11 protein-coding genes are annotated in these 12,496 nt (G+C 73.9%); 9 read left to right on the top strand and 2 right to left on the bottom strand.

Annotation, left to right across the window (positions count from 1 at the left end):
* Window positions 1-23 precede the first annotated feature (23 nt).
* From AB0D28_RS16240 to argH, 9 genes are all read left to right on the top strand, one after another.
* Window positions 24-2,618, top strand: coding sequence for a phenylalanine--tRNA ligase subunit beta (locus AB0D28_RS16240; RefSeq protein ID WP_357386440.1), 2,595 nt, complete (start codon window positions 24-26; stop codon window positions 2,616-2,618).
* A 172-nt stretch (window positions 2,619-2,790) separates the two neighbouring features.
* A complete protein-coding gene (gene argC, locus AB0D28_RS16235) occupies window positions 2,791-3,792 on the top strand; it encodes an N-acetyl-gamma-glutamyl-phosphate reductase (protein ID WP_357386438.1) in 1,002 nt (333 codons plus the stop codon).
* Window positions 3,789-4,961, top strand: a complete 1,173-nt coding sequence (gene argJ, locus AB0D28_RS16230; protein WP_357386436.1) for a bifunctional glutamate N-acetyltransferase/amino-acid acetyltransferase ArgJ — start codon at window positions 3,789-3,791, stop codon at window positions 4,959-4,961. The genes argC and argJ overlap by 4 nt, the downstream gene beginning before the upstream one ends.
* On the top strand, window positions 4,958-5,845 hold the full coding sequence (gene argB / locus AB0D28_RS16225; protein WP_357386434.1) for an acetylglutamate kinase: 888 nt from the start codon (window positions 4,958-4,960) through the stop codon (window positions 5,843-5,845). The genes argJ and argB overlap by 4 nt, the downstream gene beginning before the upstream one ends.
* Window positions 5,842-7,095 carry an acetylornithine transaminase gene (locus tag AB0D28_RS16220; protein WP_357386432.1) on the top strand — a complete coding sequence of 418 codons (1,254 nt, stop codon included), beginning with the start codon at window positions 5,842-5,844 and terminating at the stop codon, window positions 7,093-7,095. Before argB ends, AB0D28_RS16220 begins: the two co-directional genes overlap by 4 nt.
* The gene (argF, locus tag AB0D28_RS16215) at window positions 7,092-8,018 is read left to right on the top strand and encodes an ornithine carbamoyltransferase (RefSeq protein WP_357386430.1); all 927 of its coding nucleotides are present in this window, start codon (window positions 7,092-7,094) and stop codon (window positions 8,016-8,018) included. Before AB0D28_RS16220 ends, argF begins: the two co-directional genes overlap by 4 nt.
* Window positions 8,015-8,527, top strand: coding sequence for an arginine repressor (locus AB0D28_RS16210; RefSeq protein WP_357386428.1), 513 nt, complete (start codon window positions 8,015-8,017; stop codon window positions 8,525-8,527). Before argF ends, AB0D28_RS16210 begins: the two co-directional genes overlap by 4 nt.
* Window positions 8,524-9,729: an argininosuccinate synthase gene (locus tag AB0D28_RS16205; protein ID WP_357386426.1), complete on the top strand. Its 1,206-nt coding sequence runs from the start codon at window positions 8,524-8,526 to the stop codon at window positions 9,727-9,729. Before AB0D28_RS16210 ends, AB0D28_RS16205 begins: the two co-directional genes overlap by 4 nt.
* A 14-nt stretch (window positions 9,730-9,743) precedes the next feature.
* Window positions 9,744-11,207: an argininosuccinate lyase gene (argH, locus tag AB0D28_RS16200; protein ID WP_030271078.1), complete on the top strand. Its 1,464-nt coding sequence runs from the start codon at window positions 9,744-9,746 to the stop codon at window positions 11,205-11,207.
* Between the two features lie 323 nt (window positions 11,208-11,530).
* Here argH and AB0D28_RS16195 read toward each other — a convergent pair whose 3' ends face one another.
* Together AB0D28_RS16195 and AB0D28_RS16190 are read right to left on the bottom strand one after the other, a co-directional pair.
* On the bottom strand, window positions 11,531-11,884 hold the full coding sequence (locus AB0D28_RS16195) for an MmcQ/YjbR family DNA-binding protein (protein ID WP_357386424.1): 354 nt from the start codon (window positions 11,882-11,884) through the stop codon (window positions 11,531-11,533).
* An 81-nt stretch (window positions 11,885-11,965) separates the two neighbouring features.
* Window positions 11,966-12,400, bottom strand: a complete 435-nt coding sequence (locus AB0D28_RS16190; RefSeq protein ID WP_357386422.1) for a DNA-binding protein — start codon at window positions 12,398-12,400, stop codon at window positions 11,966-11,968.
* Window positions 12,401-12,496 lie beyond the last annotated feature (96 nt).

The raw sequence follows: 12,496 nt of genomic DNA, 5'->3' as shown, positions 1-12,496 counted from the left end.
ACGGGAACGGTGGTTTAACAGTCATGCGAGTCTCTGTCAGTTGGCTGCGGGAGTACGTGGACCTGCCGGCCGACCTGCCCACCGGCGACCTGGAGCAGGCGCTGGTCGACCTCGGCATCGAGGTCGAGTCCGTGGTGGACCTGCGCGAGTCGGTCACCGGCCCGCTGGTCGTCGGCGAGGTCCTGGAGATCGAGGAGCTGACCGGCTTCAAGAAGCCGATCCGCTTCTGCCGGGTGGACGTCGGCGCCGCGAACGGCACCGGTGAGCCGCAGGAGATCGTCTGCGGGGCGCGCAACTTCGCCGTGGGCGACAAGGTCGTGGTGATCCTCCCCGGCGGTGTGCTGCCCGGCGGGTTCGCGATCGGCGCGCGCAAGACGTACGGGCGCAACTCCCACGGCATGATCTGCTCGGCGCAGGAGCTGGGCCTCGGCGACGACCACTCGGGCATCGTCGTGCTGCCCGAGGACGTCAAGGCCCAGCCCGGCGACGACGCCCGGCCCGTCGTCGGCCTGGACGACGTCGTGGTCGAGATGGAGATCACCCCGGACCGCGGGTACGCGCTGAGCGTGCGCGGCATCGCCCGGGAGCTGTCGCACGCGCTCGGGGTGCCGTTCCGCGACCCGGCCGACGCGCCCGCGCCCGGTGCGACCGCCGAGCCGGCGTACCCGGTGGAGGTCCGCGACCCGGTCGGCTGTGACAGGTTCGCGGCGCGGATGGTGCGCGGCGTCGACCCGACCGTGCAGACGCCCGGCTGGATGCGGCAGCGGCTCACCGCCGCCGGGGTGCGCAGCATCTCGCTGCCGGTCGACATCACCAACTACCTGATGCTCGAACTCGGCCAGCCGATGCACGCCTTCGACGCGGACCGGATCGCCGGGACGCTCGTGGTGCGCCGCGCGGAGGCGGGGGAGAAGCTGACCACGCTGGACGGCGTGAGCCGCACGCTGTCCGCCGAGGACCTGGTCATCTGCGACGCCGGGCTGCCCGGAGGCCTCGCGGGCGAGGACGGCGGGGTTCCGATCTCGCTCGCGGCGGTGATGGGCGGCGAGACCAGCGAGGTGCTCGCCTCCACCACGAACGTGCTGTTCGAGGCGGCGCACTGGGATCCGGCGACGGTCGGTCGTACCGCGCGGCGGCACAAGCTGTTCAGCGAGGCCGCGAAGCGGTGGGAGCGGGGCGTCGACCCGGCGCTGCCGCTCGTCGCGCTGGAGAAGGCGGTCCGGCTGCTCACCGGCCTGGCCGGCGGCACCGCCGGCGCCGAGGTGCTCGACATCGACCACGTCGCGCCGCGTACGCCGGTGACGCTGCCGGTGGACCTGCCCTCGCGGCGGGTCGGTGTGGCCTACTCGCCGGAGCGGGTGGTGGAGCTGCTGGAGCAGGTCGGCTGCACCGTCACGCGCGGCGCCGACCGGCTCGCCGAGGACCCGGGCACGGTGGGCACGACCGCCGGCGGCCCGGGCGCCGGTGCCGACGACGTGCTGACCGTCACGCCGCCGAGCTGGCGGCCCGACCTGACCGACCCGGCCGACCTGGTGGAGGAGGTGGTACGTCTCGACGGCTACGACCGTGTGCCGTCGGTGCTGCCCACCGCGCCGCCCGGGCGGGGCCTGACCTGGCAGCAGCAGCGCCGCCGGGCCGTCGCCCGCTCCCTCGCCGAGCGCGGCTACGTCGAGGTGCTGGCGCAGCCGTTCGTCGCGCCCGAGCTGGCCGACCAGCTCGGCCTGCCCGCCGACGACCCGCGCCGCCCGGCGGTACGCCTGGCGAACCCGCTGTCCGAGGAGGAGCCGCTGCTGCGCACCACGCTGCTCGGCCCGCTGCTCGGCATCGTCAAGCGCAACGTCGGCCGGGGCCAGCGGGACGTGGCGATCTACGAGATCGGCACGGTCTTTCACCCGCGTCCCGGCGCCGGTGCCCCGCCCGCGATGGGCGTGGACCGGCGGCCCACCGACGAGGAGTTCGCCGCCGCCGACGCGGTGGTGCCGGTCCAGCCGCGGCACGTCGCGGTGGCGCTCACCGGCGAGATCGAGCCGACGGGCTGGTGGGGCGCGGGCCGGGCGGCCGGCTGGGCGGACGCGATCGAGGCGGGCCGGGCGGTGCTCGACGCCGCGGGCATCCCCGCCGGCCGGGTGACGGTGCGGGCCGGGGAGCGGGCGCCGTGGCACCCGGGCCGCTGCGCCGAACTGGTGGTGGACGACGTGGTCGTCGGTCACGCCGGTGAGCTGCACCCGGCCGTGCTGGCCGCGCTGGAGCTGCCCCGGCGTACCTGCGCCATGGAACTGGACCTGGACGCGCTGCCCGCCGCCCCGCTGGCGTCCGGCCCGGCCATCTCCACGTTCCCGCCGGCCCTGATCGACGTGGCGCTGGTGGTGGACGACTCGGTCCCGGCGGCCGAGGTGCGGGCGGCTCTGGTCGAGGGCGCGGGCGCGCTGCTGGAGGACGTCCGGCTGTTCGACGTCTACACCTCCGAGCAGCTCGGCGTGGGGCGCAGGTCGCTGGCGTACAAGCTCACGTTCCGGGCCCCGGACCGGACCCTCGCGGGCGAGGAGGCGGTGGCCGCCCGGGACGCCGCGGTAGCGGTGGCCGCCGAGCGCTTCGGTGCCACCCTGCGCGGCGCATGAAAGGAGGGGCCCCCTCTTAACGCCTCCGGTAGAGGAGGGGGCCCCCTTTAACACGCCGGCTCACGCGAGCCGCTGGTGAACGTCATCTCATGGCTATGCAACGCGCCGTATGACCTTGCGGCGGTGCTGCCCCGACCGGTACTCTCGTCTGCATAGTCATGCGGAGGTGGGTATGGGCATTCGGGTTGCCGTGGCCGGGGCGAGTGGATACGCCGGGGGCGAACTGCTGCGCCTGCTCGCCGGTCACCCCGAGTTCGAGCTGATCACCGCCACCGCGCACAGCCAGGCCGGTCAACCGGTCACCGCCGTACACCCGCACCTCGCCGGCCTCGACCTGGTGTTCGCCGCGACCGAACCGGGGACCCTCGCCGACGCGGACCTGGTCTTCCTGGCCCTGCCGCACGGCCAGTCCACGGCGCTCGCCGCGGCGCTGCCCGGCACGGCCAAGGTGGTCGACCTCGGCGCGGACCACCGGCTGCGCGACGCCGCCGCCTGGGCTCGCTACTACGGCGGGGAGCACGCGGGCGCCTGGACCTACGGGCTGCCCGAGCTGCCCGGGCAGCGGGCCGAGATCGCCGCCGCGTCGCGCGTGGCCAGCACCGGCTGCTACGCGGTGGCGACCACGCTGGCGCTCGCGCCGCTGATCGCCGCCGGTGCGGTACGCCCCGACGACGTGGTGGTGGTCGCGGCCTCCGGCACCTCCGGCGCGGGCCGGGCCGCCAAGGCCCACCTGCTCGGCAGCGAGGTGATGGGCGACCTGACCCCCTACAATGTGGGCGCGCACCAGCACGTGCCGGAGATCAAGCAGGCCACCGGCGCGAACGGTCTCTCCTTCACCCCGGTGCTCGCGCCGATGCCCCGGGGCATCCTGGCCACCGTCACCGCCGTGCCCACCGGCGACGCCGACCCGCGCGCGGTGCTGGCCGCCGCCTACGCCGACGCGCCGTTCGTGCACGTGCTGCCGGAAGGATCCTGGCCGCACACCGCCGCCACCGCCGGCTCCAACTCCTGCCACCTCCAGGCGACGGTGGACGTCGACTCGGGGCGGGTGATCGTGGTCAGCGCGATCGACAACCTCGGCAAGGGCGCGGCCGGCCAGGCCGTGCAGAACGCCAACCTGATGGTGGGTCTCCCCGAGACCACCGGTCTGTCCGTGTTTGGAGTGGCCCCATGAGCGTCACCGTCCCCCGGGGGTTCCGCGCCGCGGGTGTCGCCGCCGGACTGAAGTCCTCCGGCGCCGCCGACGTCGCCCTCGTGATCAACGACGGCCCGGACGCCGGTGTGGCGGGTGTCTTCACCGCCAACCGCGTCAAGGCCGCCCCGGTGCTGTGGAGCCAGCAGGTAGTGCACGGCGGCGTCGTGCGCGCCGTGGTGCTCAACTCCGGCGGCGCGAACGCCTGCACCGGTCCGGCCGGCTTCCAGGACACCCACGCCACCGCCGAGCACACCGCCGCCGCGATCACCGCCGCGAACGCCCGGCTGATCGTCGGCGCGGGCGAGGTCGCCGTCTGCTCGACCGGCCTGATCGGTGAGCGCCTGCCGATGGACAAACTGCTTCCCGGCGTACGCGAAGCCGTGCGCGGCCTTTCCCGCGACGGCGGCCCGGCGGCCGCCGAGGCCATCATGACCACCGACACCCGGCCCAAGACGACAGTGGCCCACGGTACGGGCTGGACCGTCGGCGGCATGGCCAAGGGCGCGGGCATGCTGGCGCCGGCCATGGCCACCATGCTCTGCGTGCTCACCACCGACGCGGTGGCCGGGCCGGACGCCCTGGACGCCGCGCTGCGCGCCGCCACCCGGATCACGTTCGACCGGATCGACTCCGACGGCTGCATGTCCACCAACGACACGGTGCTGCTGCTGGCGAGCGGGGCCTCCGGCATCGAGCCGACCGGGGCCGAGCTGACCGCCGCCGTCACCGCCGCCTGCCACGACCTGGCCCAGCAGCTCCTGGCCGACGCCGAGGGCGCGACCAAGGAGGTCGCGATCGAGGTGGTCGGCGCGGCGAGCGAGGACGACGCGGTCGAGGTGGGCCGCACGGTGGCCCGCAACAACCTGGTGAAGACCGCGCTGTTCGGCAACGACCCGAACTGGGGCCGGATCCTCGCCGCCGTCGGCACCACCGCCGCCGTGTTCGAGCCGGACGGCGTGGACGTCGCGGTGAACGGCGTCTGGGTGTGCCGGGGCGGCGCCGCCGCCGAGGACCGCGCCAAGGTGGACCTGACCGGCCGCGCCGTGACCGTCCGGATCGACCTGCACGCCGGCGCGGACGCCGCCACCATCTGGACCAACGACCTGTCCCACGCGTACGTACACGAGAACTCGGCTTATTCCACATGAATCTGAGTGCTGACCTCACCCGGGCCCAGGCCAAGGCCGCCACGCTGATCGAGGCGCTGCCCTGGCTGGCCCGTTTCTCCGGCGCCACGGTCGTGGTCAAGTACGGCGGCAACGCCATGGTCGACCCCGAACTCCAGCGGGCCTTCGCCGCCGACATGGTGTTCCTGCGGTACGCCGGACTCAAGCCGGTCGTGGTACACGGCGGCGGCCCGCAGATCTCCGCGATGCTGCGCCGGCTCGGCATCGCCAGCGAGTTCCGGGGCGGCCTGCGGGTCACCACCCCGGAGGCGATGGACGTGGTCCGGATGGTGCTCGTCGGCCAGGTCGGCCGGGAACTGGTCGGGCTGATCAACGCGCACGGCCCGTACGCGGTCGGCCTCTCCGGCGAGGACGCCGGGCTGTTCACCGCGGTGCGCCGCCAGGCGTACGTGGACGGGGAAGCGGTCGACGTGGGGCAGGTCGGCGACGTGGAGTCGGTCAACCCCTCGGCGGTCACCGACCTGATCGAGGCCGGCCGGATCCCGGTCATCTCGACAGTCGCGCCGGACGCCGACGGGGTGCTGCACAACCTCAACGCGGACACCGCCGCCGCCGCGCTCGCGGTCGCGCTGGACGCCCGCAAGCTGGTCGTGCTGACCGACGTGTCCGGCCTGTACGCCGACTGGCCGGACACGTCCAGCCTGGTCAGCGAGATCAGCGCGGACGACCTGGCGAAGCTGCTGCCGTCCCTGGAGTCGGGCATGGTCCCGAAGATGGAGGCCTGCCTGCGGGCGGTGCGCGGGGGAGTGCCCGCCGCGCACGTCGTCGACGGCCGGGTCGCCCACTCCACGCTGCTGGAAGTGTTCACGTCGGAGGGCTTCGGAACGATGGTGATCGACTCATGAGCACGCTCGTGCAGCGGTGGAACGCCACCATGATGGACAACTACGGCACGCCGCCGCTGGCGCTCGTCTCCGGCTCCGGCGCCGTCGTGGTCGACGAGACCGGCCGGGAGTACGTCGACCTGCTCGGCGGCATCGCCGTCAACGCGCTCGGCCACGCCCACCCGGCGGTGGTGGCCGCCGTCAGCAAGCAGGTCGCCACGCTCGGGCACGTGTCCAACCTGTTCGTCGCAGAGCCGCCGGTGGCGCTGGCCGAGCTGCTGCTCGCGCTGGCCGGCCGGCCGGGCCGGGTGTTCTTCGCCAACTCCGGCGCGGAGGCGAACGAGGCCGCGTTCAAGCTGTCCCGGCTCACCGGCCGCCGGCACGTGGTCGCCACCCACGGCGGGTTCCACGGCCGGACCATGGGCGCGCTGGCGCTGACCGGGCAGCCCGCGAAGGCCGACCCGTTCCGCCCGCTGCCCGGCGACGTGACACACGTGCCGTTCGGCGACGCCGACGCGCTGGCAGAGGCCGTCACCGGCGACACCGCCATGCTGATCATCGAGCCGATCCAGGGCGAGAACGGCGTGGTCGTCCCGCCGCCCGGCTACCTCGCCGCGGCCCGGCGGATCACCGCCGCGCACGGCGCGCTGCTGGTGCTGGACGAGGTGCAGACCGGCGTCGGCCGCACCGGACACTGGTTCGCCCACCAGGCCGAGGGCGTCGAGCCGGACGTCATCACGCTCGCCAAGGGCCTCGGCGGCGGCCTGCCGCTGGGCGCCTGCCTGGCCTTCGGCCGGGCCGCCGACCTGCTCACCCCCGGCTCGCACGGCACCACGTTCGGCGGCAACCCGATCAGCTGCGCCGCCGCGCTCGCGGTCGTCTCCACGATCGCGCACGAGGGCCTGCTCGACCACGTCAAGCGGGTCGGCGAGCGGCTGCGGCGCGGCGTCGAGGCGCTCGGGCACCCGCTGGTCCGCGAGGTGCGCGGCGCCGGCCTGCTGCTCGGCATCGTGCTCGACCAGCCGGTCTCCGGTGCGGCAGCGGCGGCGCTGCGCGAGGCGGGTTTCCTGGTCAACCCGGTGCAGCCGGACGTGCTGCGGCTCGCCCCGCCGCTGATCCTCACCACGGCGCAGGCCGACGCGTTCCTGGCCGCCCTGCCGGCCGCGCTGTCCGCCGCCGCGCCGGCCACTTCCGCCGACGCCGCCGCGCCGCCCTCTTCCGCCGACGCCGCCGCGTCCGACGCCACGACCCCGACGGAGGCTCCCGCATGATTCGCCACTTCCTGCGCGACGACGACCTCACGCCCGCCGAGCAGGCCGCCGTGCTCGACCTCGCCGCCCGGATGAAGACCGACAGGTACGGCCACCAGCCGCTGGCCGGGCCGAAGTCGGTGGCGGTGCTGTTCGACAAGCAGAGCCTGCGCACCCGGATCTCGTTCGACGTGGGCATCGCCGAGCTGGGCGGGCACCCGCTCGTCGTGGACACCCAGGTCACCCACTTCGGCCGGGGCGAGACGCTGGCCGACGCCGGCCGGGTGCTGTCCCGCTACGTCGCCGCGATCGTGCTGCGCACCCACGGCGACGACCGGATCGCCGAGGTCGCCGCGCACGCCACGGTGCCGGTGGTGAACGCGCTCACCGACACGTACCACCCGTGCCAGCTGCTGGCCGACCTGCTCACCGTGCGGGAGCGTTTCGGCGGCACCGCCGGGCGGATCCTCACGTACGTGGGCGACGCGGCGAACAACATGGCCCACTCGTACCTGCTGGCCGGCGCGACCGCCGGGATGCACGTACGGATCGCCGGCCCGGCCGGCTTCCAGCCCGACCCGGAGATCGTGGCCCGCGCCGAGAAGATCGCCGCCGTCACCGGCGGTTCGGCGCGGGTGCTCACCGACCCGGGCGAGGCGGTACGCGGCGCGCACGTCGTCGCCACCGACACCTGGACGTCGATGGGGCAGGAGTCCGACGGGCTGGACCGGATCACCCCGTTCCTGCCGTACCAGGTGAACGCCGCGCTGCTCGGCCACGCCGACGCCGACGTGATCGTGCTGCACTGCCTGCCCGCCCACCGGGGCGAGGAGATCACCGACGAGGCGCTGGACGGCCCGCACAGCGCGGTGTTCGACCAGGCGGAGAATCGGCTGCACGCCCAGAAGGCGCTGCTGACGTTTCTCCTGGAGGAATCCGCATGACCGCTCCGCTGACCCGCGCCGCGCGGCACGCCCGCATCGTCGAGCTGATCCGCGACACCCCCATCCACTCGCAGACCGAGCTGGCCGACCTGCTCGCCGGGGACGGCATCCAGGTCACCCAGGCCACCCTGTCGCGGGACCTGAAGGAACTGGGAGCGGTGACCGCGCGCGGCGGCGACGGGCGGGGCGTCTACCTGATCCCGGAGGACGGGCACCGGCCGCTGCGCGACGCCGAGGGTGCGCCGGCCCGGCTGGTCCGGCTGCTGCGTGAGCTGCTCAACGGCGTCGACTCCAGCGGCAACATCGCGGTGCTGCGTACCCCGCCGGGTGCCGCCCAGTACCTCGCCAGCGCGCTCGACCGGGCCGGCCTGACCGAGATCGTCGGCACCATCGCCGGCGACGACACCATCCTCGTCGTGTCCCGCGACACCGACGGCGGCGCCGCGCTGGGTGAGCGGCTCGCCGCCTGGGCCCGCCGGGACGACACAGCCGAAGGGGGCACCCCGTGACCGAGCGGGTGGTGCTGGCGTACTCCGGGGGCCTGGACACCTCGGTCGCCATCCCGTACCTGGCCGAGCGGACCGGCGCCGAGGTGATCGCGGTAGCCGTCGACGTCGGCCAGGGCGGCGAGGACATGAACGTGATCCGGCAGCGCGCGCTGGACTGCGGCGCCGTCGAGTCCGAGGTGGTCGACGCCCGCGACGAGTTCGCCGCCGACTACTGCCTGCCGGCGATCCGGGCCAACGCCCTCTACATGGACCGCTACCCGCTGGTGTCCGCGCTGTCCCGGCCGCTGATCGTCAAGCATCTGGTCGCGGCGGCGCGCGCCCACGGCGGCACGATCGTGTCACACGGCTGCACCGGCAAGGGTAACGACCAGGTCCGGTTCGAGGTGGGCCTGGGCGCGCTCGCGCCCGACCTGAAGGTCGTCGCACCGGCCCGGGACTTCGCCTGGACCCGGGACAAGGCGATCGCGTACGCCGAGGAGAAGGGACTGCCGATCGACGTGTCGGCGAAGTCGCCGTACTCGATCGACCAGAACCTGTGGGGCCGGGCCGTGGAGACCGGCTTCCTGGAGGACATCTGGAACGCCCCGGTCGAGGACCTCTACGCGTACACCGGGGATCCGGCGTCGGAACGCGACCCGGACGACGTGGTGATCACCTTCGACGGCGGTGTGCCGGTCGCCATCGACGGCGAGACGGTCACGCCCTACGAGGCGATCCGCGAGCTGAACCGGCGGGCCGGGGCGCACGGCGTGGGCCGGCTGGACATGGTCGAGGACCGGCTGGTCGGCATCAAGAGCCGCGAGGTGTACGAGGCGCCCGGCGCGGTCGCCCTGATCACCGCCCACCAGGAGCTGGAGGCGGTCACCGTCGAGCGGGACCTGGCCCGGTTCAAGCGCGGCGTCGACCAGCGCTGGGGTGAGCTGGTCTACGACGGGCTCTGGTTCTCGCCGCTGAAGCGGTCGCTGGACGCGTTCATCGACGACGCCCAGCGGCACGTCAGCGGCGAGGTACGGCTGCGCCTGCACGGCGGCCGGGCGGTGGTCACCGGCCGGCGGTCCGAGGCGAGCCTCTACGACTTCGGCCTTGCCACCTACGACACCGGCGACACGTTCGACCAGTCGCTGGCGAAGGGATTCGTACGACTGTGGGGACTGCCCAGCACGATGGCCGCGCAACGGGACGCCCGGATGGGAGGGGCCTGATGGGGGGCACCACAATGGGTGGGGTGGACGACAAGAGCCTGACCGAGAACAGCGCCCCCGCCAACCGGACGAGCCTCTGGGGCGGCCGGTTCGCCGGCGGTCCCGCCGAGGCGCTCGCGCGGCTGTCGGTGAGCGTCCAGTTCGACTGGCGTCTCGCCCCGTACGACATCGCCGGTTCCCGCGCGCACGCCCGGGTCCTCGCCGGCGCCGGCCTGCTCGACCCGGACGAACTGGGCCGGATGCTTGCCGCGCTGGACGACCTGGAGGCGGCCTGCGCCTCCGGGGCGTTCCGCCCGACGGTGGACGACGAGGACGTGCACACCGCGCTGGAACGCGGCCTGCTGGAACGCCTCGGCAGCCTCGGCGGCAAGCTGCGCGCCGGCCGGTCCCGCAACGACCAGGTCGCCACCGACCTGCGGCTCTACCTGCGCGATCACGCGCGCGGCGTGGCGGCCCGGCTGGTCGAGCTGGCCGAGGCCCTCGTCGAGCAGGCGGAGCGGCACGTGGACACCGCCGCGCCGGGCATGACGCACCTCCAGCACGCCCAGCCGGTGACGTTCGGGCACTGGCTGCTGGCCCACGTGCAGCCGCTGCTGCGCGACCTGGAACGGATGCGCGACTGGGACGAGCGGACCGCGATCAGCCCGCTCGGCGCGGGTGCGCTGGCCGGCTCGGGGCTGCCGCTGGACCCGGTGGCCGTCGCCAAGGAGCTGGGTTTCCGCACCTCGTTCGCCAACTCGATGGACGCGGTGGCGGACCGCGACTTCGTGGCCGAGTTCCTGTTCGTCACCGCGATGATCGGCGTGCACCTGTCCCGCCTCGGCGAGGAGGTGGTGCTCTGGACGTCGCAGGAGTTCGGCTGGGTCGAGCTGGACGACGCCTTCGCCACCGGCTCGTCGATCATGCCGCAGAAGAAGAACGCGGACATCGCCGAGCTGGCCCGGGGCAAGTCCGGCCGCCTGGTCGGCGGCCTGATGAGCGTGCTCACCATGCTCAAGGGCCTGCCCATGACGTACGACCGGGACATGCAGGAGGACAAGGAGCCGGCGTTCGACGCGGTCGACACGCTGGAACTGCTGCTGCCCGCGCTGGCCGGGATGATCTCCACGATGACGGTCCGGGTGGACCGGCTGGTGGCCAGCGCGCCGTCCGGTTTCTCGCTGGCCACCGAGGTCGCCGACTGGCTGGTGCGGCGCAACGTGCCGTTCCGCGACGCGCACGAGATCACCGGCAAGCTGGTGGCGCTCTGCGCGGCCCGCGACTGCGCGCTGGACGAGGTGTCCGACGCCGACCTGGCCGCCGTCAGCGAGCACCTGGACCCGTCGGTGCGCGACGTGCTCTCGGTGCGTTCGGCGCTGGCCGCCCGCATCACGCCCGGTTCCACCGGCCCCGGTCCGGTCGCCGACCAGCTCGCCGCCGCGGCGGACAAGCTGACCGGCTGGCGGGAGTGGGCCGCCGAGCGGGTCGTCCCCCGCTGAGCCACAGCTGGTCCGGGGCAGGCACCCGCCTGCCCCGGACCAGCCCGGCACCCATCCGCTGCCCTCCCGCGCCGCGCGCCGCGCGCCGAGATCTTGGAAGGAAATGGCCCCCATAGGGGCCGTAAGCTTCCAAGATCTACAGAAGTCCCGCTTTATGGAACGCGGATCCCGCTTGCTGGACGGTCTGCAGGGCCCGGACCTCGGACTTTGCCGCACGGGGCGGTTTCCGCTGGTGCCCGGATCTGCCGCACCATCAGCGGCGCCAGTCGGTCTGCGCGAGTTCGGCCGGCCCGGGCGGTCGGTGCTCCGTCCGCGTTCTCCGGTCAGCCTGTGGGGCGCTCGCGTTTGGGTAGCTTCGCCACCACCGCGTCGTACGAGCCGTCGACGGCCTCGGTCAGCTCGTCGTCCGGGATGTCACCGGCCAGCCGCAGCGTGTTCCAGCCGGAGCGGCCGATGTAGGGGGAGGGGCGCGCGTCGGCCGGGAACCGGTGCAGCCACTCGTCGGCCACCTCCCGGGACGCCCCGCACTTCACCCCGACCCGGCCCTCGCCGTCGGGGGAGCCGAGGAACGCGAAGATGCGGCTGCCCACCTTCACCACCTCGTCGCCCTCCCACGGCCGATCGAGCCAGGCTCCCGGCTTGGCCAGGCAGTAGGCCAGCATCTCCTCGCGCGTCATCGCGTCCTCCCGTGCCGTCGTCCGGCACAGTCTCGCCCGCCGCTGTGACAATCCGCGGGCCCGGCGCCGGCGGCGTGCCGGTCAGTCGCCGGTGCCGGTGCGGACGGTGAGCCGCTCGTAGCGCTGCCGGGCCGCCTGGGCGCTGCCCAGCCCCAGCCCGAAGGCGATCGCCTGCCAGGTCATGCCCCGCCCACGGGCCACCTGCAACAGGCCGGCCTCCAGCGCGTCCACCTCGGCCCGCACGTGCGGGATCAGCGTCAGCGCGGCCATCAGGTCGGCCTGGTCGACGGGCTCCTCACCCTCGTCCAGCTCGGCGCCGCCGGCCAGCGCCATCACCAGCGTGGCCGCCTCGTACGCGTCGGGCACGTCGGGGTGGGCGTAACGGCGACGACGAGAGTTCGAACCCGCGTGCCGCTCGGCGATCCGCAGCAGCGCCGCGTAGTTGCGGTGCGCGCGGGCCTGAGCAGCATCCGGAGCGGTGAACGGGTCGTTGTCCACGGTGACCATGACGTTCATCCCACACCTAAGAATGGCCCGTTGTCAACACCCCGTTGAAAGCCCTTCGTGTAAGACGCCGTGCCCTCGGGATGTGGGTGAGAAGTCGGCGCGTCA

Source organism: Micromonospora sp. NPDC048169, from assembly GCF_040652815.1.
In the GTDB taxonomy this organism is placed as follows: Bacteria; Actinomycetota; Actinomycetes; order Mycobacteriales; family Micromonosporaceae; genus Micromonospora.
The sequence above is the reverse complement of the archived record's forward strand: the minus strand, read 5'-3'. Positions and strand labels throughout refer to the sequence as shown.

Coding starts and splice junctions, on each gene's coding strand:
- AB0D28_RS16240 (WP_357386440.1), top strand. CDS start 24: ATGCGAGTCTCTGTCAGTTGGCTGCGGGAGTACGTGGACCTGCCGGCC.
- argC (WP_357386438.1), top strand. CDS start 2,791: ATGGGCATTCGGGTTGCCGTGGCCGGGGCGAGTGGATACGCCGGGGGC.
- argJ (WP_357386436.1), top strand. CDS start 3,789: ATGAGCGTCACCGTCCCCCGGGGGTTCCGCGCCGCGGGTGTCGCCGCC.
- argB (WP_357386434.1), top strand. CDS start 4,958: ATGAATCTGAGTGCTGACCTCACCCGGGCCCAGGCCAAGGCCGCCACG.
- AB0D28_RS16220 (WP_357386432.1), top strand. CDS start 5,842: ATGAGCACGCTCGTGCAGCGGTGGAACGCCACCATGATGGACAACTAC.
- argF (WP_357386430.1), top strand. CDS start 7,092: ATGATTCGCCACTTCCTGCGCGACGACGACCTCACGCCCGCCGAGCAG.
- AB0D28_RS16210 (WP_357386428.1), top strand. CDS start 8,015: ATGACCGCTCCGCTGACCCGCGCCGCGCGGCACGCCCGCATCGTCGAG.
- argH (WP_030271078.1), top strand. CDS start 9,744: ATGGGTGGGGTGGACGACAAGAGCCTGACCGAGAACAGCGCCCCCGCC.
- AB0D28_RS16195 (WP_357386424.1), bottom strand. CDS start 11,884: ATGACGCGCGAGGAGATGCTGGCCTACTGCCTGGCCAAGCCGGGAGCC.
- AB0D28_RS16190 (WP_357386422.1), bottom strand. CDS start 12,400: ATGAACGTCATGGTCACCGTGGACAACGACCCGTTCACCGCTCCGGAT.